This is a genomic window from Candidatus Pantoea bituminis, from assembly GCF_018842675.1.
GTDB lineage: Bacteria > Pseudomonadota > Gammaproteobacteria > Enterobacterales > Enterobacteriaceae > Pantoea > Pantoea phytostimulans.
The window spans coordinates 1,837,766-1,863,241 of the sequence record NZ_JAGTWO010000004.1 but is presented as its reverse complement, the minus strand read 5'-3'; the positions used below and the strand labels follow the sequence as shown (position 1 = coordinate 1,863,241).

13 protein-coding genes and 9 pseudogenes are annotated in these 25,476 nt (G+C 51.8%); 9 read left to right on the top strand and 13 right to left on the bottom strand.

All coding sequences use genetic code 11. From position 1 onward, the window contains the following. Positions 1-10: 10 nt before the first annotated feature. A pseudogene (locus tag KQP84_RS12510) lies at positions 11-1,266 on the bottom strand (L-rhamnose isomerase). Next, positions 1,259-2,731: a rhamnulokinase gene (gene rhaB / locus KQP84_RS12505; protein WP_215846780.1), complete on the bottom strand. Its 1,473-nt coding sequence runs from the start codon at positions 2,729-2,731 to the stop codon at positions 1,259-1,261. Before rhaB ends, KQP84_RS12510 begins: the two are co-directional and overlap by 8 nt. A gap of 293 nt (positions 2,732-3,024) precedes the next feature. Here rhaB and rhaS point away from each other — a divergent pair, with 293 nt between their 5' ends. Both rhaS and rhaR read left to right on the top strand, forming a co-directional pair. Further along, positions 3,025-3,846, top strand: a complete 822-nt coding sequence (gene rhaS, locus KQP84_RS12500) for an HTH-type transcriptional activator RhaS (protein ID WP_215846779.1) — start codon at positions 3,025-3,027, stop codon at positions 3,844-3,846. 11 nt (positions 3,847-3,857) lie between these two features. Continuing rightward, positions 3,858-4,729 (top strand): annotated as a pseudogene (gene rhaR, locus KQP84_RS12495) (HTH-type transcriptional activator RhaR). A gap of 44 nt (positions 4,730-4,773) precedes the next feature. On the opposite strand, the pseudogene rhaT reads toward rhaR, so the two are convergent. Beyond that, a pseudogene (rhaT, locus tag KQP84_RS12490) lies at positions 4,774-5,807 on the bottom strand (L-rhamnose/proton symporter RhaT). Between the two features lie 358 nt (positions 5,808-6,165). Between rhaT and KQP84_RS12485 the strand changes: the two are divergent. Next, on the top strand, positions 6,166-6,489 hold the full coding sequence (locus KQP84_RS12485; RefSeq protein ID WP_215846778.1) for a hypothetical protein: 324 nt from the start codon (positions 6,166-6,168) through the stop codon (positions 6,487-6,489). Positions 6,490-6,524: 35 nt separating this feature from the next. Then, complete coding sequence (locus tag KQP84_RS12480; RefSeq protein ID WP_008925225.1) at positions 6,525-6,623, top strand: YoaK family small membrane protein; 99 nt, start codon at positions 6,525-6,527, stop codon at positions 6,621-6,623. Between the two features lie 4 nt (positions 6,624-6,627). Here the strand turns inward: KQP84_RS12480 and KQP84_RS12475 are convergent, their stop codons facing one another. Next, positions 6,628-6,894: a DksA/TraR family C4-type zinc finger protein gene (locus tag KQP84_RS12475; protein ID WP_215846777.1), complete on the bottom strand. Its 267-nt coding sequence runs from the start codon at positions 6,892-6,894 to the stop codon at positions 6,628-6,630. Between the two features lie 337 nt (positions 6,895-7,231). On the opposite strand from KQP84_RS12475, the gene aldA reads away from it, so the two are divergent. After that, positions 7,232-8,668, top strand: a complete 1,437-nt coding sequence (gene aldA, locus KQP84_RS12470) for an aldehyde dehydrogenase (RefSeq protein ID WP_215846776.1) — start codon at positions 7,232-7,234, stop codon at positions 8,666-8,668. A 142-nt stretch (positions 8,669-8,810) separates the two neighbouring features. Here aldA and KQP84_RS12465 read toward each other — a convergent pair whose 3' ends face one another. Together KQP84_RS12465 and KQP84_RS12460 are read right to left on the bottom strand one after the other, a co-directional pair. Beyond that, positions 8,811-10,079: an MFS transporter gene (locus tag KQP84_RS12465; protein ID WP_215846775.1), complete on the bottom strand. Its 1,269-nt coding sequence runs from the start codon at positions 10,077-10,079 to the stop codon at positions 8,811-8,813. Further along, positions 10,076-11,509: a M20 family metallopeptidase gene (locus KQP84_RS12460; RefSeq protein ID WP_215846774.1), complete on the bottom strand. Its 1,434-nt coding sequence runs from the start codon at positions 11,507-11,509 to the stop codon at positions 10,076-10,078. Before KQP84_RS12460 ends, KQP84_RS12465 begins: the two co-directional genes overlap by 4 nt. 165 nt (positions 11,510-11,674) lie before the next feature. On the opposite strand from KQP84_RS12460, the gene KQP84_RS12455 reads away from it, so the two are divergent. Further along, positions 11,675-12,592 carry a LysR family transcriptional regulator gene (locus tag KQP84_RS12455; protein WP_215846773.1) on the top strand — a complete coding sequence of 306 codons (918 nt, stop codon included), beginning with the start codon at positions 11,675-11,677 and terminating at the stop codon, positions 12,590-12,592. Positions 12,593-12,612: 20 nt separating this feature from the next. Here KQP84_RS12455 and KQP84_RS12450 read toward each other — a convergent pair. Next, a pseudogene (locus tag KQP84_RS12450) lies at positions 12,613-14,204 on the bottom strand (ABC transporter substrate-binding protein). 119 nt (positions 14,205-14,323) lie between these two features. Between KQP84_RS12450 and pepT the strand changes: the two are divergent. Beyond that, positions 14,324-15,550, top strand: coding sequence for a peptidase T (gene pepT, locus KQP84_RS12445; RefSeq protein ID WP_215846772.1), 1,227 nt, complete (start codon positions 14,324-14,326; stop codon positions 15,548-15,550). Positions 15,551-15,587: 37 nt separating this feature from the next. Here pepT and KQP84_RS12440 read toward each other — a convergent pair. Next, a pseudogene (locus tag KQP84_RS12440) lies at positions 15,588-16,330 on the bottom strand (transporter substrate-binding domain-containing protein). Between the two features lie 48 nt (positions 16,331-16,378). Continuing rightward, complete coding sequence (locus KQP84_RS12435) at positions 16,379-17,545, bottom strand: methionine aminotransferase (RefSeq protein WP_215846771.1); 1,167 nt, start codon at positions 17,543-17,545, stop codon at positions 16,379-16,381. A gap of 126 nt (positions 17,546-17,671) precedes the next feature. Here KQP84_RS12435 and KQP84_RS12430 point away from each other — a divergent pair, with 126 nt between their 5' ends. Continuing rightward, positions 17,672-18,562, top strand: coding sequence for a LysR substrate-binding domain-containing protein (locus tag KQP84_RS12430; protein WP_215846770.1), 891 nt, complete (start codon positions 17,672-17,674; stop codon positions 18,560-18,562). Here the strand turns inward: KQP84_RS12430 and KQP84_RS12425 are convergent. Both KQP84_RS12425 and KQP84_RS12420 read right to left on the bottom strand, forming a co-directional pair. After that, positions 18,511-20,172, bottom strand: a complete 1,662-nt coding sequence (locus KQP84_RS12425) for a methyl-accepting chemotaxis protein (protein WP_215846769.1) — start codon at positions 20,170-20,172, stop codon at positions 18,511-18,513. The two genes, KQP84_RS12430 and KQP84_RS12425, sit on opposite strands and share 52 nt — an antisense overlap. Positions 20,173-20,386: 214 nt before the next feature. Next, a pseudogene (locus tag KQP84_RS12420) lies at positions 20,387-21,904 on the bottom strand (carboxylesterase/lipase family protein). A 191-nt stretch (positions 21,905-22,095) separates the two neighbouring features. On the opposite strand from KQP84_RS12420, the pseudogene KQP84_RS12415 reads away from it, so the two are divergent. Beyond that, a pseudogene (locus tag KQP84_RS12415) lies at positions 22,096-22,528 on the top strand (DoxX family protein). Between the two features lie 39 nt (positions 22,529-22,567). Here KQP84_RS12415 and hglS read toward each other — a convergent pair. Then, positions 22,568-23,907: pseudogene (gene hglS, locus KQP84_RS12410) on the bottom strand (2-oxoadipate dioxygenase/decarboxylase HglS). A 67-nt stretch (positions 23,908-23,974) separates the two neighbouring features. After that, positions 23,975-25,308: pseudogene (locus KQP84_RS12405) on the bottom strand (MFS transporter). Positions 25,309-25,476: the final 168 nt, after the last annotated feature.

The following is a 25,476-nucleotide window of genomic DNA, read 5'->3' as shown; positions in this document are numbered from 1 at the left end:
AGTGAAATCCTTAACGTTGATTCAAAATTTGCTGTTCGTAATGACGGACATCGCTTAACCAGCTGGCATCAGCCGGGACGTCGTGACGCAGGCACCAGGCTTCCCACACCGCCTGCCAGGGCAGTGATTTTTGTTCTTCCAGCAGCGCTAGGCGTGCGGTGTAATCACCTTCCGCTTCCACCTTACGCAAGCGGTCGGTAGGTTCCAGCAAGGCGCGCAGCAGCGCTTTTTCGCGTTACGCGTACCGATGACCCACGCGGCGATGCGGTTAATGGATGCGTCGAAGAAATCGAGACCGATATGTACTTTATCGAACAGCTGGTGACGTACGATTTCACTGGCAATGGCTTGCGTTTCGTCGTCAAGAAGCACCACATGATCGCTGTCCCAACGCACCGGACGGCTGACATGCAGTAACAGGCGTGGTACGTACAACATGGCGGCAGAAATTTTGTCAGAGATCACTTCGGTTGGATGGAAATGTCCGGCATCCAGCGTTAATGCGGTTTGACGGCTGCTGGCGTATCCCAGGAAGAATTCATTTGACCCGACGGTGTAACTTTCGGCACCTATACCGAACAACTTACTTTCGACCGCATCAATATGATGTTCTGGATTGAGCTTCTCAGCGATAATTTCATCCAGCGAGCTCATCAGGCGTTGACGCGGAGCCAGGCGATCAACGGTGATATCTTTCATGCCATCTGGCACCCAGATATTCATGACGGAAGGCGTACCGAGTTGCTCGCCAAAGTAAGCAGAAATACGGCGGCTGGCTTTGCAATGATCAATCCAGAACTGGCGAATATTTTTATCGGTGTGAGACAGCGTGAAGCCGTCTGCGCTTAAAGGATGTGAGAAGCAGCTTGGGTTGAAGTCCAAGCCCAGTTTATTTTTCTTAGCCCATTCTACCCAGTTAGCGAAATGTTTCGGTTCAATAGCATCGCGATCAACCGGCGTATCGCTTTCCAGATAAATAGCATGCAGATTCAGGCGTTTAGGCCCAGGAATCAATGACAACGCTTTCTCAAGATCGGCGCGCAGCTCTTCTGCTGTACGTGCACGACCGGGATAATTTCCCGTTGCCTGAATACCACCCGTTAAGGTGCCTTGCGGGTTTTCAAATCCACGAACATCATCTCCCTGCCAGCAGTGCATTGAAACAGGCACGCTGTCCAGTCGCTTAATGGCTTCTTCTACATCAACACCAATTTCAGCGAAACGTTGTTTAGCCAGTTCAAAGGCTTGTTCAATTAGCTTAGTCATAAGCGAGTTCCTTAGCAGGTTGGCTCAGCGCGGTGAAGCGTGCCTGGCTGGCACCAAAAGCGCTGTTAGTTTGCGGTTCAAATTTTTCGAGTGGGAAGTTCTTCGCTACGCAGCGACGGAAATCCGCCACGTCGGTCAGTTCGCCGAGCGCGATCAGCTGGCATCCGACGTTGCCAAGCGTTGAGGCTTCAATTGGCCCCGCCAGCACAGAGATTTCACAGGCATCGGCACAAAGTTGATTAAGAAAATGGTTTTGGCAGCCACCGCCGACCACGTGTAACTGACTGAAATTTTGTCCACGTAGCGTCGCCAGCTCACCCATCACTTCACGATACAGCAGCGCCAGGCTGTCAAAGATGCAGCGGGCTAAAGCAGCAGCAGATTGCGGAACGGGCATACCTTGCTCAGCGCAGGCATTTTGAATTTCACCAACCATGCTATCGGGATTGATGAAGCGCGCATGGTTAGGGTTAATCAGCGAGCGGCAGGCGGGTTCGTGTGTTGTTTCGGCGATCAGTTGGCACAAATCTTCAATATTCAGTTCGCTGCAAATTCGCTGTAGTAGCCATAAACCCATGATATTTTTCAGTACCCGATACCCTTCTGCGCCACCTTCATTCGTAATATTGGCGCGCATCGCAGCTTCTGAAGCGTAAGGTTGTAAGCTTTCAAACCCCATCAATGACCATGTGCCTGAACTGAGGTAAGCGGAATCATCCTGCATCAACGGCGTGGCCAAAACCGCGCTGGCGGTATCATGGGTGGCAACGGCGATCACCGGAATGGGTTCGCCGGTTGCGCTTTTCCAAAAGCCGATGGTGTTGCCTGGCGCCTGGGGCTTGCCAAACCATTTAGCCTCAACGCCTGCCCATGCCAGCAAATCGGCATCCCATTCGCCGCTTTCGATATTCAGCATTTGGGTCGTCGTGGCGTTGGTATATTCCCAGTTCATGTTGCCAGTCAGGCGATAATGCAGGTAATCAGGAATCATCAGGGCATGTGCTACGTCAGCTTGCCAGTCGGGTTGCGACTCATGCAGCGCACGCATTTGATACAGCGTATTAAAAGGCAGGAACTGAATACCGGTGCGTGCGTAGATGGCACTTTTCCCCACTTCTCGCAGGGCACGCTCCATCACGCCGTGAGTACGTGCATCACGATAGCTAACCGCTTCGCCAACGCGCTCACCCTGGGCATTCAGCAGCACCATGTCTACACCCCACGTATCAATACCGATGCTATCGGGTACGATACCTTCCTGATCTAACTGGGCCAGACCAGCACGAATCTCCTGTTCGAGCTGATCGACATCCCAACAGTCATAGCCGGCGCGGCGTTGACGTTGATTGGCGAAGCGTTTGACTTCACGCAGATTGAGATGGCGGGTCGCTGCATCCCAGTGGGCAAGCATCACTCGTCCACTGGATGCGCCTAAATCTATGGCAACGATATTTCGCTTACTCATGGCGTGTTCTTCCTGTGATTTGATGTTCACAGAGTAGAAACCTTGCCCTTTCTGCACCTTCCGCATACTGCCAGTGGCGCATTAGCGCTGGCAGACTTGCAAAGATGTTCGTGAGGGAGATCACAGAGGTGGCATGCGAGGGGATGTGACATTCGCCGCAATTCTGTTATCTACTGCGGCTTTCTTAAATAAACAGCATAATTCCTGCTGAGTTAAGGTAAAAATTCAAGGTAGAGTTTGGGTGTCCTCTTTAGACTCGGTTACGTTTTTGTTAACGATAATAAGAGGCGACCATGACCATTTTACACAGTGCCGATTTTTTCCCTGAAGGTGATTACGCGATAGCGATTGAACCTCGCGTGCCGCAACAGGCTTTTCCAGAGCATCATCATGATTTCCACGAAATTGTGCTGGTTGAACAGGGATCGGGAATTCATGTCTTTAATGGTCAGCCACAAACGTTATGTGCAGGATGCGTCTGCTTTATCCGCGATCACGATCGCCACTTATATGAGCAAACGGAAAACCTTTGCCTGACGAATGTGCTTTACCGCAGCCCCAGCGCGTTTCGTTTTCTCTCTGGCCTGCAAGCGCTGCTGCCCTGCGACCAGGATGGTCAATATTCATCACATTGGCGCATCAATCATAAAGTGATGGCGCAGGCGTTGAACGTGGTGGCACAAATGCGCCAGGATCAGGCCTGGTCACTGGAAAAACAAGCGCGTCAGGAGCAACTGTTCTTGCAGCTGCTGGTGTTATTGCGTGAAGCCTGCCGTGACGAAAATGCACAGGATCAGGAGGCGCGTTTACACCGTTTACTGGACTGGTTGAACGATCATTACAGTGATGAAATCATATGGGATGAGATAGCGGATCGTTTTTCGCTCTCGCTGCGTACGCTACATCGGCAAATGAAGCAGCAAACAGGCAGTACGCCGCAGCGTTATCTCAACCGGCTGCGCTTGTTGCAAGCGCGTCACTTGCTGCGTCACAGTGATATGCGCATTACGGATATCGCCTTTCAATGTGGTTTTGGTGACAGCAATCACTTCTCTACTTTGTTCAGGCGTGAATTTGGCTGTGCTCCACGGGCGGAGCGCCAGCAGATGTTATAGAGGAGCCAGCCATGACGTTGTTACTCAGCCGAGAGGATTATTTTCCTGCCCCTAACCTCCCGGTTGCGGTGGCAGAACGTATGCCACAACCCTCATTTCCCCTCATCGGCATGAGTTCAGTGAAATTGTCATTGTTTGGCGAGGCAATGGCTTGCATGTCTTGAATGACCGACCTTGGTTAGTCACCTGCGGCGACGTTTTCTATATCCGAGATAATGATTGCCACAGCTATGACAGCGTCAACGATTTAGTGCTGGATAACATTCTCTATTGTCGCGATCGCTTTGGTTTGGGACTGGACTGGCAGCAACTCATCCCTTCACAAGGTCACGATGCGCCAGGATGCTGGCGCTTAACCACGCGCGGCATGGCGCTGGCGCGCGGCGTGATTAGTCAGCTTGAACGGGAAAGCCGCAAAACCGATCCTCTCTCCATTCAACTTTCAGAAGCACTTTTTCTTCAGTTAGCCATCATTTTGCGTCGTCATGGCTATGCCGCTGATCGGCCTTGGGCTTTGCCTGAAGGTGAACAACTCGATTTGTTGATGTCAGCACTGCAAGGTGCCGTTGCCAGGCCCTTTGACCTTGCCGTGTTTTGTCAGCAGAACCAACTCAATGAGCGATCGCTAAAACAGCTGTTTCGTCAGCAAACCGGGATGACCGTTGGCCATTACCTGCGCCAACTGCAACTGTGTCAGGCAAAGTATTTATTGCGTACACAAGACTGTTTAATCGGAGAAGTGGCCGCGCGCTGCGGCTTTGATGACAGTAACTATTTTTCTGTGGTATTCACGCGAGATACTGGATTAACCCCCAGCGCCTGGCGCCAGCGTTTTCTTTCGCCTCGTCACACGCTTAAAATTCCTGATACTGAAAAACAATAAAGCGAGCCGGTTAAGGCTCGCTGTAATGCATCTGGATATGAGATCTACACCGCCATGCCTAAGCCAACGATATTGGCAGCGATGATAATAACCACGCAGCCAATAGACAGTACGCTAACCGGACGGCGCCCCGCTGACTTCCATTCTTTCAGCAGCAGGCCAACCAAGCCACCACACAGCACATACAAGCTCATGTGTAGCATCCAGCTTACATAGTCATACTGCGGTGGGATTTTGGCGTGGCCCCATGCATAGAAGAAAAATTGCAGATACCACATGGTGCCGCCCAATACAGCAAAAGCTGCGTTGGCGAGCAGCAGTGGCTTAGCCACAGAAAAATCTTTGCGTATCGACAACTCGGGTTTGGTCATCAAGCGGAAGAAACAGAAACCAAGGTTAACCAAGGCGCCCCTCCCATGATGACCACATAGCTTGGTAAAGCGACATACAGGGGATCAATGCCTAATTGCCCTGCCGCCTCATGCATAGGTTTGGCTGCGTCCATGGCGAAGGACATGCCAGCAGAAAAAATCCCGCACATCACAGCCAGTACTAAACCTTTCTTCAGGTTGAACTCTTCGGCATTGATTCCCAGTGCGCGTTCTTTAAGTAAACCCGCACGCGAAACAATCGCTACGCCGATCAGAGCCACAAACACACCTAACAGCGTTAGCAGCCCGCCCGTTGAAGCAAAGAGCTCGCCAAAGCGGCCCTGAATCAGGGGCGTCATAAGCGTACCGACGACCAGCGTGATGCCAATGGCGATACCAATCCCCATCGACATGCCAAGGTAACGCATCGTTAACCCGTAGTTGATGTTTCCTATGCCCCACATCGCACCAAACAGAAACACCGGCATCAACTGTGAAAGAGTAAAACTACTGTAATACGCCCAGAAATTTGGCAGTAATACGGCGCTGACTGCCCAAGGCAAAATCAGCCAGGACATGATGCCGCCAACTGACCACATGGTTTCCCATGACCATCTTTTCACCTGTTTAAATGGCGCGTAGAAACACGCGGCACTGGCAGCTCCGACAAAATGCCAGAAGATACCTGCAATAATGGCACTGTTCATTGTTATTCCTTCGTAAGGTTGAGGCCGACAGAAATCCGAAGATTCCCGCTTAGCACGCAGTCTACGTTTTGCAGGAATTCATCAGCCTTTGAATGGCTGCCGAAGGCGAAGGCGTAGTGGCAATATTTAATTGTTATTCCCGTCAGAGATCACAAAATCACATTTGTCGGAAAGTCGGACACTCAACCTGTTAAGTCGCTTATTATTATGATTTTTTTACTGAATTGCTGTGTGGCGCAGCACATTTTCGTGTTGATTGCCGCCCTATCAGCAAAATTGGCAAAGAGACAAAGAACGCTTTTCATTGCCCAGCCAAGGCCGTATAAACAGGGAAAATCCATCGATATCAGGGATTGTGATGACAACGAAGTGGTTAACGCTGTTTCTCTCACGCGCCGTCAGCCGCGTGATGCTGGATGATATTCGCGCGATTTTGCCTGCCGAAGCGGTAAAAATATTTATCAATGGACTTGATGAATCGCATTACGCGACGGTGGAATGTATTCAAATTGAGGAAAACTGCGCGCTGGTGGCTTCAGCCATTGTGGTCTGGCGTCAGTTAGGGCATGTGCATCACATTACTTATCAGAAGGGTGACGTTTTGCGTCAGGTGGATGACGAGACGCAGTTTCAGCTCTTCACCCTGCTGAAAACCCATCGCGCAGTGTTGCAGTTAGCGTGATAAAATCGCTTTTTTCACTGAATAGCAGGAAAATAATGAGAATTGGTATTTTGTTTCCCATCGCCATTATAGTGGCAGGCGTCGGCTTTCTCGCCTGGTTCATCGGCAGCGGTCTGGCAATGCCCGGTTCCTGATCTTTTAGCGCAGCTGGCTGTCTTTGCTGCCGCGACGATTAAACAGTCCTGCGCCCTTCTGCTGTTTATCCATTTTTTCCTGACAGGCTACGCAATAGCGCACACCTTTCAGCGCCTTACGTCGCGCTTCAGGAATGGGCTCGCCGCAAGCTTCGCACTCTGTGGCACTTTCACCCTGACCTAGCGACTGACGGACACGGCTAATTTCATCATTCACCGTGCTGTCGATCTGTTCTTGCACTGCGCCGTCAGACGCCCAACCATTTGCCATGATCTCGCCCTCGTTTAAACCACCCTATCCAACCTGCTTTACGCTGCAGATGCGTTGATTCACCTCGTTTGTCCCCGTCACCTGACGGCGTAATCACATGAGAAAGCACAAGCTTGTCGCCTTCCTGGCGCGCGAATCATTTAAGGTATAACACCTTTATTTTACAACAAACTCGCAGATTTGCTGTGAAGGTCACGTCAACCTGCGATTGACTGCCATGTCTGATTCTCCGCTGGCAACCAGAAAAAGGTGCTACACCTTGATCTGTTTCAGGCTGCACTTATTACATCCTTTAGCTTACATAAATGTAACGTACCGATAGCGGAGAGCACTTCGAATGACAACTCATCTTCAACATTATATTAATGGCGAATTTGTCGCCCACCAGAACGATAAATGGATTGAAGTTATCAACCCTTCAACCGAAGCATTGCTGTCACGTATTCCTGAAGGCAGTGCTGCCGACGCCAGCCGAGCTATCAGCGCAGCAGAAGCCGCGCAGCCAGGCTGGGAAGCGTTGCCCGCTGTTGAGCGTGGTATTTGGTTACGCAAAATTGCGGCCGCTATTCGCAAGCGAGAGCCTGAACTGACGGCAACCATTGTGGCCGAAGGCGGTAAAACGCAAGGACTGGCACAGACTGAAGTGTTGTTTACCGCCGATTATCTTGAATATATGGCGGAATGGGCGCGCCGTTATGAAGGCGAAATCATTAACAGCGATCGTCCCAATGAGAATATTTTCCTGTTCAAAAAGGCGATTGGCGTCACCACCGGTATTTTACCGTGGAACTTTCCCTTCTTCTTGATTGCGCGCAAAGCCGCACCGGCGTTGATTACCGGCAACACCATCGTCATTAAACCCAGCGAAGTGACCCCAAACAATGCCGGTATTTTTGCTGAAATTCTGCAAGAGATCGGATTACCCAACGGCGTGATCAACTTTGTGTACGGTTATGGCCCAGAAGTGGGACAGGAACTGGCTGCAAACCCGAAAGTGGGCCTGGTCAGCCTGACTGGCAGCGTCGGTGCTGGCATCGCCACCATGGAAGCGGCAGCCAAAAACGTCACTAAAGTGTCGCTGGAGTTGGGCGGTAAAGCGCCCGCCATCGTGATGGATGATGCTGATCTGGATATCGCCGTAAAAGCGATTGTTAGCTCACGCGTCATCAATACCGGACAAGTCTGTAACTGCGTGGAGCGTGTTTATGTGCAGGAAGGCATCTACGATCGCTTTTTAACAGCCATTACAGCTGCCTTTAAAGAGGTTAAATTCGGCAATCCAGCCGAAAAAGCGGATATCGATATGGGGCCACTGATCACTTCCGCTGCATTGGCTCGCGTTGAGCAAAAAGTGGCTAATGCGCTGGCAGATGGCGGCAACCTGGTGCTGGGTGGCAAACGTGCTGGCGATAAAGGGTTTTTCTTTGAGCCAACCATTATCACTAACGTGCGCCAGGATATGGAGATCATGCGTGACGAGATCTTTGGCCCGGTATTACCTGTCATGACGTTCAAAACGCTGGATGAAGCCATTGCACTGGCGAATGATTGCGAATATGGCTTAACTTCCTCGATTTTCACGCAAAATATCAATACGACGATGAACGCGCTGCGTAAGCTGAAGTTTGGTGAAACCTACGTTAACCGTGAGAATTTTGAAGCGATGCAGGGTTTCCATGCGGGCTGGCGGAAATCAGGCGTCGGCGGAGCCGATGGAAAACATGGCCTGGAAGAGTATCTGCAGACCCATGTCGCCTATCTGCAATTCACCTAATTCTCCATCATAGTTATTGGCGCAGAGACGTTGGCGTCGCTTGTTCACCCTGGTCGCCTGCTTGAATAAGCACTTGGGCGCACTGCGGCTCACATTGTTTCAGATAGCAAGCCGGGCCGCTCTTTTCAGCGGCCCGATCTCTTTATGCCACGCGCTTGCCGCTACGCAATAAGGCCAAACCACTCAATAACGCGACGGCCATCAAGTAATAGCTTGGTGCCAGGCTGCTGCCGGTACTGCTGATTAACATGCTGCAAATCAGCGGTGCAAAACCTCCAAAAACCGTTACCGCCACGTTGTAGCTGATCGCCATGCCGCTGGCGCGGGTGGTGAGCGGGAAAATATCCGCCATCACCGACGGCACGGTCGAAAAATAGATCGATTTCAGCAGCGCCATCCAACCGACCAACAGAATGAGCGTAGTTGGCGTGATGTGATTCACCATCCCTTTGAATGCCGGATAGATGGTGATGATCAGCAGCAGCAGCGATCCCCACATCAAGGGTAAACGTCCAATTTTCTCCGCCCACAACCCCATCACCGGCGTGACCACCGTCAGGATAATGCCTGCCACCAGCGTGGCACTAAACGCTACCGATCCCGGTAAATGCAGCGTTTTCGTGGCGTAGGTTGGAATGTAGTTCAGCATGTAATTGACGGCGGTTGAAATCACCATTAAGCCAATCGCTAGAGTAATCAGCGACTTCTGCTTGCCAAACAGCGCTTTCAGCGGCGCTGCATGCTTCTCCTGTTGAACGAAGCTGGCAGGTTCATGAATGTTGCGGCGAATATACCAGCCTAGTGGACCAATCAGCAGGCCAAAAGCAAAGGGAATTCGCCAGCCCCAATCCTGGATCTGCGCCTCTGTCAGTAGCTGCGTTAATCCCAGGCCAAACGCCGACGCCATTAAGGTACTCGCGCCCTGCGTGGCGAACTGCCAGCTGGCGATGAAAGCTTTGCGTTCCGGGAAGTGTTCAACCAAAAACGCCGTTGAGCTGCCAAATTCGCCACCAGCAGAGAATCCCTGAATAAGACGCGCCATTAAAATCAGCAGCGGTGCAGCCAAGCCGAGCGTGGCATAGCTCGGCATAAAGGTAATCATCGCGCCGCCCAGCATCATCAAATTGATGGAGAGCAAAAGGGCTTTCTTGCGCCCATGACGATCGGCGTAGTTGCCTAGCACAATGGCACCCAACGGACGAATCAAAAACGAGACACCAAAGCTGCCAAAAGTCAGGAGCATGGACACTGAAGGATCGCTGGTAGGGAAAAAGTTGTGTGCAATATAGCTGGCAAAAAAACCATAAACCGCAATATCAAACCACTCCAGCGCATTACCGATACAGGTCGCAAACAGCGTTTTATGCAGGCTCGGTTTTGCTAACGGCATTTCTTGGGCCAGACTGCTCATTTTACACCGCCCTGATAAGCACGATGGCGAGCTATCAGCTGTTCGCCCTCTTCACCTAACTGCCAAAACAGGCGTGTCATGATCTGCAAACCTTCACGCGCTATTGACTTCAGCATATGTTCATTCACGCCATGCTGACCGCAGGCGGGATAGGAATGCGGCACCCACAATGTGGGTAAACCGAGAATATCGGAAAAAACTTCATTCGGCAGCGAGCCCCCCAGATTGGGCAGTAACGCGGGTTTTTTACCGCTGCTAATAGCCAGACTTTCCAGCGCCCAAGCAACTAGCGGATTGAGAGGATCAAGACGGGTAGCCGGTGAACCTCGCATAAACTCAACATCGACATTATCAAAACCGTGCTGGCGCAAATGCGTTTCAACGTGCTGCACCAGATTCTGCCAGTCTGTCCCCACCACAAAACGCAGCTGACAAACCGCCGTGGCCTTACCAGGAATTGCATTCATCGGACGCGCTAAATTGCCGGTTTCATACGCCAGCACTTCCAGCGTATTCCAGCCATACAGTCGCTCCGTCGGAGATAACCCTGGCTCGCCCCAGTGGGCTGCCAGTTCAGGATCGCCCGGCATACCGCCCACTTCAACGTCGCTGAGAATTTCACGTACCGCCTCGGTGAGAGAATTGGGTTTCAGCGCCTCAACCTGTAACACGCCCTGAGCATTGACCAGAGAGGCGATAGCATTGGCAAGTTGCGTGCCGGGATTGCTGAGCAAACCGCCCCAGTTGCCGGAATGGTAAGCGTTGTCGCGAGCGTTAATCGTCAGGCGGAAGTTTACCGCGCCGCGTGAACCAAGAAACAATGTGGGGCGGACTGCATTGAGGCGCGGGCCGTCAGAGGCGATAAACAGGTCGGCGCGCAGTAATTCTTGCTGCTCCTGACAAATTTCTGCCAGTCCAGGTGAGCTGATCTCTTCACCCATCTCAAACAGGATTTTACAGTTGAAGCCCAGTTTGCCGCCGCGTGCAGAAAACACCTGCTCCAGCGCGGCCAGGTTGACGCAGTGCTGGCCTTTATTATCTGCGCTGCCGCGTCCATACCAGCGATCGCCCTCTTCTTTGAGCTGCCAAGGCGACAAACCTTCCCGCCAGTTTTCATCATCACCAAATACCACATCGCCATGCCCATAACAGAGCAGCGTTGGCAGAGCAGCATCTTCAATGCGTGTAGCAATCAGGAAAGGTCGATTAGCCGCTTGTGGATTGTCAAAGAAGTGCAGAGTAAATCCCAACGCCTTGAGTTGAGGCGCAATTTCATCGCGCAGGTAATGATCTAATTCCTGGTCACGATCCTGACGCTGACTCTCTGTTACGCAGGCGATACGGCGTGCTAAAAGCTGTTGAAATTCTCCACTATCGAAATAACGCATCGCCTGTTCTACGGCCTGCTGTACGCTCTGTTGCTGTGTCATGTTTGCCCTGCATTTTTTGTCTTAATAATGAACCTATAATTGTCAAAAAATTAGCGTTGCCACAATCATCAATTTATCGAGTAAGCTTTGCTTTTAAGACAAAGCTTATTTGCCCGATTAAGAGGCATGCCCCTTTTTAAGGCACCTGAACACAAAGGTTACGCAATGCTCAGTAGTGAAATACGCTATTTTCTCGCCGTGGTTAACCAGGGTTCCTTGAGCGCCGCCAGTGAACAGCTGTTCGTCGCGGTGTCGGCAATCAGCCGACAGATTCAACGGCTGGAGGCGCAGGTTGGCGTACCGCTGTTTGAACGCCACGCTCGCGGCATGGTGCTGAATGAAGCGGGTGAAATCTTTGCGCATCACGTACGGAAAAGTCAGCTGGATATGGAATATGCACTGGCTGAAATTAAAGGACTGAAAGCGGTGCGCCGCACGCAAATAAGGATCGCTTGTACCGATGGAATGGCATTCAGCCTGTTGCCGGGGCTGCTAGCGGAATTCAGGCTGGCTAATCCCAGCGTGCTGTTTGCTATGAAAGTCACGCATTCACAGGGCGTGGCGGAAGCGGTGCGAGCCGGAGAATGTGATGTCGCGCTGCAATTTAGTCTGCATCCTGAGCGGGGTGTTGAGGTTTTGGGTTCGTGGCCTGCCCCGGTTTTGCTGGCGATGCAAACCACACATCCGCTGGCAAAACGGCAGGTCACGCTGGCTGATTTAAGTCACTATCCGCTGGCGCTACCGGGGCAAAACACCACTGTGCGCCAACTGTTTGATCTCTCTTGTCAGATGAACGGCAGCGTGGTTGAACCGGTGCTAACCTGCGATTATTTTTCTACCCTCTACAACTTCGTGCTCCATACGCCGCAGGCGGTGACGATTTGCAGCGCCTTTACGCTGTTGTTTAGGCAAGAAACGCCGCAGCTGGTGTTGCGTTCAATGGGTGTTGATCAACTTAGCCAGCGCACGCTGCAGCTGCAAACCGTATCGGGTCGACAGCGCAGCGCGGCATTGAATCTGTTCCTAACGTTCCTACAGCAACGTTTAACGGAGATGGATGCACAACTGCGGCAGGCGAGTTAACTGGCCTGCCGCAAGCGGCATTATTTGATGTCTACCTGATAGAAAATGTGCTTCCCAAAAGGATCGACTTCATAGTTGCTGACAGATTTGCGTACCGGCTCGAATATTGTCGAATGCGCAATCATCACGGCAGGCATCTGATCATGCATGATCTGCTGCGCCTGAAGATAAAGTGCAGTGCGCTTGCCCTGATCCGGCTCTTTACGCGCTTCAGTAATTAACTTCTCGAACGGCTGATAACACCATTTGGAGGAGTTAGAGCCACCCTGAGCAGAGGTACAACTATAAAGCGGGCCAAAAAAGTTGTCTGGATCGCCGGTCGCGGTGGTCCAGCCCATCAAGGCCGCCTGATGCTCGCCGCTGCGCACACGTTTAAGGTACTCTCCCCATTCGTAACTGACGATATTGGCCTTGATACCGACTTTTTCCCAATCTGCCTGAATCATCTCAGCCATACGACGCGCATTGGGATTATAAGGTCGCTGTACTGGCATCGCCCATAGCGCAATTTCAGTGCCGGGTTTGATGCCTGCTTCTTTTAACAGCGCCTTGGCTTTTTCGGGATCATAATCGTAATCCTTGAGGTCTTTATCCGCGCTCCAGACGCCCGGCGGCAGAATGTTTTTCGCTACCGTGCCGGTGCCTTTAAAAATGGCCTCAATAATAGCGGGCTTATTGATTGCCATTGCCAGTGCCTGCCGCACTTTAACGTTATCCATAGGCGCTTTGGTGGTATTGAACGCGAGGAAACCGGTGTTTAATCCAGCTTTCTGAGCCAGCGTGATATTCGCGTTCTCACGCATTTTTTCTAAGTCTGCCGGATTAGGAAATGGCATAACCTGACACTCATTTTTTCCAGCTTGGCATAACGCACCGAGGCATCCGGCGTGATACTGAAGATTAAGCGATCCAGCTTGGCTTTGCCCTGCCAGTAATCGGGGAAGGCTTTATAGAGAATGCGCGAATCTTTCTGATACTGCGCCAGTTCAAACGGTCCCGTTCCGATCGGGTCCATATCCACCTTTTCTGGCGTTCCCGCTTTCAGCATTTTATCGGCATATTCCACCGAGTGAATGGAAGCAAAATACCAGGCAAGATCGGCAAGAAATGGCGCTTCTGCGTGGTTCAAGGTAAAGCGTATGGTGTGATCGTCGACGCGGTCGATGCTTTTGATCAGTGTCGAAAGCTCAAGACTTTCAAAGTTGGCGTAAGTGCCGCCAGAGACATTGTGATAGGGATTTTTGGGATCCATCTGGCGCATAAACGAAAAAATCACGTCATCTGCATTAAAATCGCGCGTTGGTTTAAAGGATTTATTACTGTGAAACTTAACGTTCTGGCGTAGATGGAAGGTATAAACCGTGCCGTCTGGACTGATTTCCCAGCGCTCTGCCAGGCTTGGCACCAGTTCAGTGGTGCCGGTTTTAAAATCGACCAAGCGATTAAATATCGGTACCGCGCTGGCGTCGACGCTGGTGCCAGAGGTGTAAATCTGTGGATTGAAATTCTCTGGTGAACCTTCTGAACAGTAAACCAGGGTTTTCGCGTTAACGCTGCTGGTGATGCTTATCCCAGCGGTAAGCAGCGCTAACATGGCCATCTTCATTTTCATCATTACTCTCGCTTTTTATTGACTTCCGTTGATCAGAATAACTAAATGAATCATTCATATGCTTCATTGATAGCACGATTCGGCAGCTTAGCGAACCTCAGAACCAATAAGGATTAGTGATGACCGGCAAACTTGAGACGCAGTTAACCCAACGCTTTTTTCGCTACCTGGCAGTAAGCAGCCAAAGCGATGCCAAATCCACCACATTACCGAGCACGCCAAGCCAACACACGATGGCAAAACTGCTCGCGGATGAGCTGCTGACGTTGGGATTACAGGACGTGGTGATAGATGAACACGCCACGGTGACCGCCGTGAAGCCGGGTAATCGTCCTGACGCACCGCGCATCGGTTTTATCACCCACATCGATACGGTTGATGTTGGGCTGTCGCCCGATATTCATCCACAGATACTGACCTGGCAAGGTGAAGATTTGTGTCTGAATGCGCAGCAAGATATCTGGCTACGCCGAGATGAACACCCTGAAATTGCGCCTTATATCGGTCAGGAGATTATCTTCAGCGACGGCACCAGCGTGCTGGGTGCCGACAACAAAGCTGCCGTTACCGTAGTGATGACGCTGATGGAAAATCTGCAAGGCGATCACGGTGACATCGTGGTGGCATTTGTGCCGGATGAGGAAATTGGTCTGCGCGGCGCTAAAGCGCTGGATCTGGAGCAGCGGTTCAACGTAGATTTTGCCTGGACCATCGACTGCTGCGAACTTGGCGAAGTGGTATATGAAAACTTCAATGCCGCCGCAGCGGAAATTACGTTCACCGGTGTCCCCGCACATCCGATGTCCGGCAAAGGCGTGCTGGTGAATCCGCTGTTAATGGCGCACGACTTTATTAGCCAGTTTGATCGACTAGAAACGCCGGAGCATACCGAAGGCCGTGAAGGCTATATCTGGTTCAATGAAATTCACGCTAACGCCAGTTTGGCGACCATGAAAGCCTCAATTCGTGATTTTGATCTGGCTAACTTTGCGCTGCGCAAACAGCGTTTACAGCAGGTTGTACAAGACATTGCGGCGCGTTACCCAACCGGCAAGGTTGACATCACGATCAGTGATACCTACAGCAACATCTCTAATGCGCTGGGCGACGATCGTCGAGCGATTGATTTGATTTTTAACGCGCTGGAAGCGTTGGATATTGAACCGAAGGTCATACCTATGCGCGGCGGCACCGACGGCGCGGCACTGTCCGCCAAGGGTTTACTGACGCCAAACTTCTTTACCGGCGCGCACAATTTCCATTCCCGCTTCGAGTTTTTACCGATTACGTCATTTGTGAAATCGTATCAGGTGGCAGAAAAATTGTGTTATCTGGCGGCACGGTAGGAAAAGCAATCGGGCGCAGACGCGCCCGATGTTGAATTTACTGCTTCACGCTAACATCAATGCCGGGAAAGAATTTTTCGGCAAGCTTCTTCACCGTGCCATCACTCTGGACTTTAGCGATGGCTGCATCCAGGTTCTGCTTCAGGTTGGCATCGCCTTTACGCAGGCCAAAACCAATGCCGGAGCCCAGGATAGCGTCATCTTCTACCGGCTTGCCGATAAAAGCGAAACCTTTGCCCTGCGGCTTGTCGAGGAAGCCCGATTGCCCAGCAGCTGACATCACCAGTGTGCCATCCAAACGGCCCGCGACCATGTCGTTATAAACCTGGTTCTGATCTTGATACGCGGTCACAGTAACGCCCTGCGATTCCCAATGCTTCTTGGCATAGGTTTCCTGAATCGAACCCTGCAACACACCAATATTTTTGCCTTTCAGCGCTGCCGCGGTTGGCTCCATTTTCTGCCCTTCTTTACCGACTAACATCGTTGGGATGCGGTAAATGGGGCGGGTAAAATCGATATTTTTCGCCCGCGCTTCGGTGATGTTCATTGCTGAGTTGATCGCATCAAATTTTTCGCCTGCAGCGCCGGAATCAAGGCATCGAAGCTGCTTTCAACCCAGTGACAGTTAAAGTTGCCCGCTTTACAGATCGCGTTACCTAATTCGATATCAAACCCTTCAAGTTCGCCTTGTGCATTGCGGCTTTCAAAGGGAGGATATTGTGATTCAAGACCGTAACGCAGGCTGTCTTGCGCAAAAACGGATACCGACGTCATCATGCCCAGAGCGAGAAACAGCGTATTGATTTTTTCATTACTGACCCCTGATTATTGTTTTACGTTGCACAGCGCAGCGGCGCCAGCTTGCAACGTTGCATCATCTTTAGCGAACGAGAGACGAATAAGTTTATTGTCTGTGCCATCCATATAAAACGCCGACAGCGGGATGGTCGCCACACCGTGATCGACGATGAGACGTTTTACCATTTCGCTATCAGATTCGTCACTGAAATGTCCGTAACTGGCCAACATAAAGAAGGAGCCGGCACAAGGCAGCAGCTTGAACGGTGAATCTTTCATCAATGTCAGCAGGCGGTCGCGCTTTTCCTGATAAAACCGCGACAGAGAAAGATAGTTTTCAGCCTTTTGCAGATAATGCGCGAAACCGACCTGCATCGGGGTATCCGCCGCATACATCATAAACTGATGCACTTTTACCAACTCAGTCATCAGCGCGGCCGGTGCCAGACAATACCCCACGCGCCAGCCGGTAACGTGAAAGGTTTTGCCGAAGGAGGAGACGATAACGCTGCGCTCGGCGAGTTCTGGATGCGTTGCCATGCCGCAATGCTTACGCCCATCAAACAGAATGTGTTCGTACACTTCATCGGACAGCACCACAATATCAGTGTTACGCGTTAAAGCAGCCAGGCGATCAAGATCGTCTGGAGTAAGAACCTGCGCGCTGGGATTATGTGGCGTATTGATAATGATCATGCGGGTGCGTGGCGTGATCGCGGCCTGTAATTCATCCCAGTTAATCGCAAAGTCTGGCACCTGTAATTTCAGGCCAATCGGTTTGCCGCCTTGCAAACGCACCACCGGCGCATAGCTGTCGAAAGCCGGTTCAAAGAAAATCACTTCATCACCCGGATGGACCAGCGCAGTAATAGCCATGTAAATGCCCTGGCTTGCGCTGCCGGTTATCAACACTTCACTCGCCACATCGTAGCGTTGGCCATACAGCGTTTCGACTTTATTCGCCAACGCCTCTCGCAATGCGGGCAAACCGGTCATCGAGGCGTATTGATTATGACCTTCGCGCATGGCACGGCTAACTTCTTCAACCAACGCCGGATCGCAAGGGAAATTAGGCGCGCCCTGCGAAAGATTAATCGCTTTATGCTGGGCCGAGAGCTGACCAATGACGCTAAAAATGGTGGTACCGACATCCGGCAGTTTCGAGGAGATCTGTACGGGCGTTTCCAGGGACATGTTTACTCCGGTTGAATGCATAAAAAGCGACGGCAAGTAGATTTCTATTCAACTGAGTATGGCTTGAGTCGACAAGCGAATTGTTGTCATAATAGCCATGACAATAATGCATAGCTCGAGGTTAACGTGACACGCTCATCCCTTCCGCTTAATGCTATTCACGCGTTTCTGGTGACAGCACGTCATGAGAATCTGACTCACGCTGCCAGTGAATTGTGCATCACACAAGGCGCGGTTAGCCGCAAAATCGCCGCGCTGGAAAGCTGGCTTGGCTTTGCGTTATTTGATCGCCATGCACGTGGCTTACGTCTGACGCCGCAAGGCGCGGCGCTGTTACCAGAGCTGCGCCAGGGATTTGAATTGATGTTGAGCGCGACGGAAAAGGCCAGCCGCACCCACATCAGCATTCGCCTTAAAGCGCCCACCTGCGCCATGCGTTGGTTGGTTCCCCGGCTGGTTTCATTAGAAAAAGCACGGCCCGAGTTGCATGTCGCCTTAACCACCACGCTTGATCATGTGTCGCAACTGGATAATTTCGATGCTGCGATTGTCTACGGCAAGCCGCAGCCCGAAGCCATGCTGTTATTTGAGGAGTCGGTAACGCCCGTGATGGCGACAGGATTGCCACTACCTGCCAGGATTGAGGATGTAGCGGGCATGACATTTTTGCACCCCACCAACGATACCCGTGACTGGCAATTATGGCTGGATGCGCAGCAGGTCGCGCTCACCATGAAACGTAATCAGCACTTTGCCACCATGGATCTGGCCATTAGCGCCGCCATTCAGGGGTTTGGCATTACAATGGCGGATATCAATCTGGTCGAAAACGATATCGCCAGCGGCAGACTGGTTGCGCCTTTCGCTGGCGGTGTGAAAACCGGTGCAGCCTACAGTTTATTACAGCGACCGTCGGCTGAAGCGCCACCTTTCCTGGCGGATTTGGTGGCGTGGTTGTGTCAGTCTCAGAAAGTCACCCATTCGCCGTTATCGACGGCAGGTTTAGTCAACGGTTGAAGAGACGGTGCTTTTGGTGGCGCGCTTTTTGTTACCGGACGCACCTCGTGATGAACATTGGAAAGGCGGAATTTGGCAACCGAGGCTTGCAGCGCTTCGGTTTGCAGCGCCAGTGCGCTAGCCGCGGCTGAAACTTCCTCCACCAGTGAGGCGTTCTGCTGCGTCACGCTGTCCATTTCTGTTACTGCGGTACCAACCTGGGAAATGCCTTTGCTCTGCTCTTCAGAAGCGGCTGCGATTTGCTTCATGATCGCATCCACATCCTGTACTGATTTGAGAATGTTGTTCATGGTGATACCCGTGGTACCAACCAATTCCGCGCCCTTTTCAACGCGCTGAACGGAATCCTCAATGAGCGTCGCAATCTCTTTTGCTGCGCCAGCACTGCGCTGCGCCAGGTTGCGCACTTCGCTGGCGACCACGGCAAAACCACGACCTTGCTCACCCGCTCGCGCCGCTTCAACCGCTGCGTTCAGGGCCAGAATATTGGTCTGGAATGCGATACCGTTAATGACGCTGGTAATCTCAGCAATCTTTTTCGAGCTGCCAGAAATGCCCTGCATAGTACTGACCACTTCGCTGACCAAACTTCCGCCGCGTTGCGCAGTGGTTGACGCCGTTTCTGCCAGCGAGCTGGCCTGACGTGCATTGTCGGCATTGAATTTCACCGTCGCCGTTAACTGCTCCATGCTGGCAGCGGTCTGTTCCAGCGCGGCCGCCTGCTCTTCGGTACGTGAAGAGAGATCGTTATTACCCGCTGAAATTTCTGCCGCACCGCGTGAAATATTTTCGGTACCGCTGCGAATAGCACTGACAGCTTCGCGCAGGCTGTCCTGCATTGCGCTCAACAGCGGCACTAATTTGCCGACGCAGTTGCGACCAAATTCCTGTACCGGCTGGCTCAAATCGCCTTTGGCGATGACGGCAAAATGCTCACGCACACGGTCCAGTGGTTTCACCAACATCGCCACCAGATAGCGATCGGTGAACAGTAAAATCACCAATCCTGTAATCACCGCCACCATGATGATCACTTTTGTCACGGCGGTCAGGCCATCAACTGCAACGCGCGTTTCATCAAGCTTAACGGCGGCAGCCTGATTAAACTGCTCCGCGCTGGCACCAAACGCGCGGCTCAACGCAGGCGTAACGTTATTGGCCTGCTGACGATATTCCTCCAACGATCCTTGCTGGGCGCGTTGCAGCTGTAAGGCCACACCTTCGTCCAGCAGTTTTTGCCAGTTGCTGATCACGCCGTCCACAACTTCAGCACGCATTGGACCCGGGGCTAATTGCTTAAAACGCACCAGCTGCTGCGCCATGCTTTCAAGCGCCTGTTGTGCAGGCGCATAGGCGGTATCCGCAAGCGTGGTGCCCGCCGCTTTGGCTTCCATTACACGTGACAAACGTGTAACCACGCGAAAATATTGATCGTTTCCTTTGCTTAAGACAGTCATCTGCTCAACCAAATGGCGATCGACGTCGTTGCCTTCACTGAGTGAGCCCAATGCGTGAATGCTGAACAGACCGACAGCGCTCCAGAGCAGACAAAACAGCCCGAGAACGGTAAGCATGACAGCACGAATGCTGAAGTTTCTGAGAATTCCCATACCTAAATCCTTTACGGTGATAACCGACGTTGGCCCAGCTTAAGCGGGCATAGAGAATTTATCGGCAGGGAATGGGGAAGATGTAACGGTTTTATTGGCTAATTTATTGTTGCGTTATTCTTTAGTGACGTGGGTAACACAACCAATAATCATCAAGTTAGCCTGGAATGATGAACCGAATTTCATTCACGCCACTTGATGATTAGCAAGCTTATTAAAGTTTGACCATGTGCGTCATCATCAGGCGAAACAGCCGCATACGCGCCTTCATAAAGTTACGCTTCAGCACAATGCGATCTTCGCGCTCATCGCCCAGCGATAACGTAACGTCCTCACCCGGATGCCAGGCTGGCCAGGGAACTTCCCCCTCAAGCTGGTGTTTGAATTCGCTGGCATCGCGGGCAAATGCAAACCAATAGGCACACACCCGGTCAGAAAAAGCCTTGTCCTTCGCGGTATAGGCGCGATTATCATTGGCGGTCGGCATCTGAGCCAAGGTATTCATCACATAAGGCACTTCATTACCGTGCCAGGTGCCGTGAGGATAAAGATCGCGGGCGTTTTCGGAGACATAATCAAACCAGTAACGCCAGCCAGGCATACCAATATTATGCTGAGCCCGCATCACCAGCCAAGGCACCACGCTAAATGCCATATCGCGCGCAACGGCTCGGCCCAAACGCTGGTCGTCATGAATGTCATACAGCCATTTGAGCAGGCGATAGCGCATCCGATTTTTATCACGCAGCTGGTGCAATACGGCTGTGGCATCCACACCAAAAATTCCAGCACGCTGGCTTCATCGCTGTTACTGCCAGCGATAAGCGGAATCCGATGTTGCCGGGCGGCGAAAAAGGTTTCCAGCATCGGCTTAGGTAATACAGCATCTCCGGCTATGGGAACCGGGCCAATCATCAGTGGCTGTTCCAGAGACCAGAACGCATCTGCGGGGAGTTCACGCAGCTGTTCGGCGCTGGCATTTTCCGTCAGGCCAAAGTGTTTTGCCACGCTGACGCCTTGCTGCAACGCTTTTTGCGCGGCGTGTCCGGCAAGCTGTAAGCACTTTGCACAATTCCTTTATGAAAGAGTCCTTCGGCTAAAGGAGAACAGCAGAGTGACAGAACACTGCGCGCGCCCGATGACTCACCAAAAAGTGTGACGTTGCGGCGGTCGCCACCAAAAGCAGGAATATTGCGCTGTACCCATTGCAGTGCAGCGATTTGGTCAAGCAGGCCAAAGTTATTCACTACGCCGTTGGCGGGGTACTCTTTATCCAGCGCCGGATGGGCAAAAAATCCCAAATGGCCTAAACGATAATTTACCGTAACCACCACCGCGCCACGTGATGCTAACGGTTTACCGTTATAGGGGCTAAACCGCCCGCGCCGATGGTGTAACCGCCACCGTGCAGCCAGACCATGACCGGTAACGGTTTTACCGGCTCAATGTCCGGTGTCCAGACATTAAGATAGAGACAATCTTCACTGAAATTTCCTGGATCGCCACCGCCTACGGCCAGGCAATATTCACGGTTCTGCCAACTGGCAGCACCAAACATGGTGGCATCGCGCGCCTCTTGCCACGGCTTTACCGGCTGCGGCGATCGCCAGCGAAGCGGGCCTTCTGGCGCGGCTGCATAAGGTATACCTTTGAAGACAAAGAGATCATCATCCATGCTCCCTCGTAACTCGCCTTCCGCAGTCATGATCCTCAGACCTGTTTCATTTTTCATCACTGATTCCCTGTTAAAGCATCTTTCCATTATTTGCAGGGCTTAAGACATTGTCTATGTCTGAGACACATTTGCAGAATATGCCGAAGGTTGGTTGAAAGGTCTGAACAAGATAATCAAAACTATTGAATATGCAGTAAACGATTTTTTCTTTAGATTTGTTTATTCAATCCGGTAGAGGAGCGTGACGCATGTTCAGTGGCATCAACCAACTGTTTGTGCGAATGGCCGATCATCCCGAAATGGGTAAGCTGTTGTTACGAATAACATTTGGTGGCTTGCTGCTTTTTCATGGCCAGTTCAAAGTTATTCACGGCGTCGGCTGGATTGCGCGCCTTCTTACGCAAAAGGGTCTACCGGATTTCATCGCTTACGGTGCTTACATCGGGAAATAATTGCCCCCATCATGATCATCATTGGCTTATTTACCCGTCCCGCTGCCTTCATCATTGCAATCAATATGCTGGTGGCGACGTTGCTGGTGAAGAGCGGCGATGTATGGCATCGCTCTGATGTCGGTGCATGGTCGTTGGAAACCGAAGCGCTCTATTTTTAGGTGCGCTGGTGATAATGTTGATGGGTGCGGGAAAATATACGCTGGTGCGCGATACGCGCCTGCAATAATAAGAAATGAAGGGGCGACAGCAATGTCGCCCTTTTCTTTTACTGTTCTAAACCGCAGCGCTGTAATGAACGCTGCTGTCGATCTGCATACAGCTGCATTTCATCGATGACTTCACTGCCTAACGCCTGTTCAAAGCTGGAACGACTGGCCTTGCCTGCCGATCTGGCCTGCGACTTGTCGCCTAAATTGGACTGAAAAATCCCCGCAGCGCTGACAGGTAAAAAATCCTCATACGTAATGGGATCGGCGATAACACGGCCCTCTGCAATCAGCGTTTCTAACGCATCATGCTGGCGCGGCGGCGATGCCAACCCTTTCTCGCTAAGACGATAATCAAACCACGCGAGCTGCTGCTGGCGGAGCGTAATTTCATCATCAGGAAAAGCACCAAACACACTCGCTAAATGCTGCTGATGCTGCTGATTATCGCTGCCACTGCCCGCGTTATTCAGCAGTTGATCATAGAGCGCTCGCCCTTTAGGCGTGAGTGCTATGCCGCGCTGTTCAATTTCGCCAAAGCGTGCCGTGTGCGTGCCATGATGTCCATCTTTGAAGGTTATCGGCTCTTCCAGCGCTTTAAAACTGGTTTGACGCAGTAAAATAGGCACCTGACGGCGCGGCGGACCTTCTATCAACGTTTTGGGTTCAATGCCGCGTGACGGCATCATCTCCTGCACGCGATCAATATCCAGCGTGCGCGGGGTCAAGTGATTGATGTGGCAGCCCGGAAAGCAGACAACATCAGCGATCAGTCGATGCTGCTGATTCAAAGCCTGATAGGTGGCGCTGTCAACGCTGCTATGAGAATGCCAGCGGAAGGTTTCCAGCGCTTCATCAACAAACATGGCCGCATCGTCTGCGTGCAATCCGCCTTGCTGTTGGTGTTGTTTAATCAGTTGGCGGCAACGCGGCGTAAAGATATCCCGCGCCGCAAGGATTTCTGCGGCCTTTCTGCGCAGCAGCTCATCGTCGATTAATTCAAGGCGAAGCAGTGAAGTGAAAACACGAAAAGGATTGCGACGTAAAGCTGTGTCACTGATGGGCCGAAACGCGGTGGAATGCACCGGCACGCCCGCTTGAGAAAGATCGTAGTAGCCAACGGGAAACATCCCCATTATGGCAAACATCTGTCGCAGCATGGAGAGTTCGTCAGCGGTGCCGACACGAATAGCGCCGTGACGTTCAACGCTAAGTCGGCTGAGTTCATCTGACGCAGAAAGACGATTTTTAGGCCAACATTGGCTTCTAATGTGCGTTCGTTGACGGTCATAACCAGCTGCATCAGCGTCCCGTATTGCGGAACTTCTTGCTGATAAAGGGCCGACATAGCTTTAGAGAAGCGTGTGCGAATTGCGTCCGCACTTTGAAAGTTGTCCATTTTATCCACCTGACACCGAGAACGTTGCAGCTACTTTAATGCAACGCGCTGATGCCAGCGGAAAAAATCACGAATTTGTGATCGGCTTAAAGCCGTAGCGATTTTTTAAGATCAACATCAGGGTTGTGATGACAGCGGGAATAGCCAGTAGCAGGAAAATGGAATTAAATGACCAGCCCAGCGACAGCATTTCTGCGCCGATAAAAGCGCTAAGAATGGCACCAATGCGCCCAACGCCGTGCATCCAGCTGGAGCCGGTAGCACGCGCATGCGTGGGATAATAGCTGGCAGAAAGCGCATTCATTCCCGTATTTGCGCCGTTGAAGCAGAAGCCGCTGCAAAAGGCGATGCCGCTCATAATACCGACCTGTGCCGGTGAGAAACCCAGCGCTACAATTGCAATACCCCCGCAGAAATAGATGCCCGCTAAGGCCAGGTTGGCGTTAAAGCGATCCATTAACCAACCTGCGAACAGCGAACCCAGCGTGCCGCCAGCTTGATACATGGCGGTAATGATCGCGGCTTCCGTAACCGACATCCCCAAAGTATTGACCAACGACGGCAACCAACTGCCAATCAGATACACCAGGAACAAGCCCATAAAATAGCCGCCCCACAGCATCAGGCTGCCAAACAGGTAGCGCGGAGAAACAACCGTACTGATGGCACCGCTATGCTGTGGAACGGCTTCTACCGCATGAAAATCGGTGTCTGGGCGTGTGGTGCCAGGCAGCATACGCTCCAAAATGGCATGTATCCGCGCTGCAGGCGCGCGCCGACTGATCAAGAAGCGTACAGATTCAGGCAGGCCGCGCAGCAAAAACGGCAGCACGATCAAAGGTAGAATCCCGCCCAGCAACAAAACGGAATGCCAGTCGTAGCGAGGCAGCAACCACGAAGCAGCAAAGCCTCCGCTGGCAGCACCAAAGGTAAATCCGCAAAACACCACGGTGATGATAAAAGCGCGGCGGCGTTCTGGTGCGTATTCAGCCACTAACGTGCCGACATTGGGCATTGCAGCCCCTAATCCAAGCCCCGTCAGGAAGCGGAACAGCATCATCTGCTCGATGTTTTGCGATAGCGCGGTCGCTAACGTCCAGAGGCCAAAAAGAATACGCTCAGGATAATCATCATTCGACGCCCATAGCGATCGGCCAGCGGACCGGCAACCATTGCACCGATAGCCAATCCTATTAAGGCTGCGCTAATGACCACGCCTAACTGATGATTGGTCACGCCCCACGCAGCTTTAAGCGTTGGCGCGATAAATCCCATAATTGCGATGTCCATGCCATCGAGGGCAACCACAATGAAACACAATGCGATTAACCGTTTCTGCCAACGGCTTAAAGCACGTTGGTTTATTAACTGGCGAACATCCACCGCCTCGACGCTGGTCACTGAAATACTCCTCACTTCGCGATCAGGATTAGACATCAGTTTTGGTAAAAAAACGGCGCTAATGATAGCCGATCGTTAACAATAAAACGCCCGATTTTTATATGATATTGAGAATTATTCAACCTTTTTATTGATAAGTGATTGATTGTAATATGGCTACCATGAATC

What these genes read in the sequence shown, in the direction of transcription:
- KQP84_RS12435 (WP_215846771.1), bottom strand. Translation starts at nt 17,545, where the DNA reads ATGTCCCTGGAAACGCCCGTACAGATCTCCTCGAAACTGCCGGATGTC.
- KQP84_RS12465 (WP_215846775.1), bottom strand. Translation starts at nt 10,079, where the DNA reads ATGAGCAGTCTGGCCCAAGAAATGCCGTTAGCAAAACCGAGCCTGCAT.
- rhaB (WP_215846780.1), bottom strand. Translation starts at nt 2,731, where the DNA reads ATGAGTAAGCGAAATATCGTTGCCATAGATTTAGGCGCATCCAGTGGA.
- KQP84_RS12455 (WP_215846773.1), top strand. Translation starts at nt 11,675, where the DNA reads ATGCTCAGTAGTGAAATACGCTATTTTCTCGCCGTGGTTAACCAGGGT.
- aldA (WP_215846776.1), top strand. Translation starts at nt 7,232, where the DNA reads ATGACAACTCATCTTCAACATTATATTAATGGCGAATTTGTCGCCCAC.
- rhaS (WP_215846779.1), top strand. Translation starts at nt 3,025, where the DNA reads ATGACCATTTTACACAGTGCCGATTTTTTCCCTGAAGGTGATTACGCG.
- KQP84_RS12480 (WP_008925225.1), top strand. Translation starts at nt 6,525, where the DNA reads ATGAGAATTGGTATTTTGTTTCCCATCGCCATTATAGTGGCAGGCGTC.
- KQP84_RS12475 (WP_215846777.1), bottom strand. Translation starts at nt 6,894, where the DNA reads ATGGCAAATGGTTGGGCGTCTGACGGCGCAGTGCAAGAACAGATCGAC.
- KQP84_RS12425 (WP_215846769.1), bottom strand. Translation starts at nt 20,172, where the DNA reads ATGGGAATTCTCAGAAACTTCAGCATTCGTGCTGTCATGCTTACCGTT.
- pepT (WP_215846772.1), top strand. Translation starts at nt 14,324, where the DNA reads ATGACCGGCAAACTTGAGACGCAGTTAACCCAACGCTTTTTTCGCTAC.
- KQP84_RS12460 (WP_215846774.1), bottom strand. Translation starts at nt 11,509, where the DNA reads ATGACACAGCAACAGAGCGTACAGCAGGCCGTAGAACAGGCGATGCGT.
- KQP84_RS12485 (WP_215846778.1), top strand. Translation starts at nt 6,166, where the DNA reads ATGACAACGAAGTGGTTAACGCTGTTTCTCTCACGCGCCGTCAGCCGC.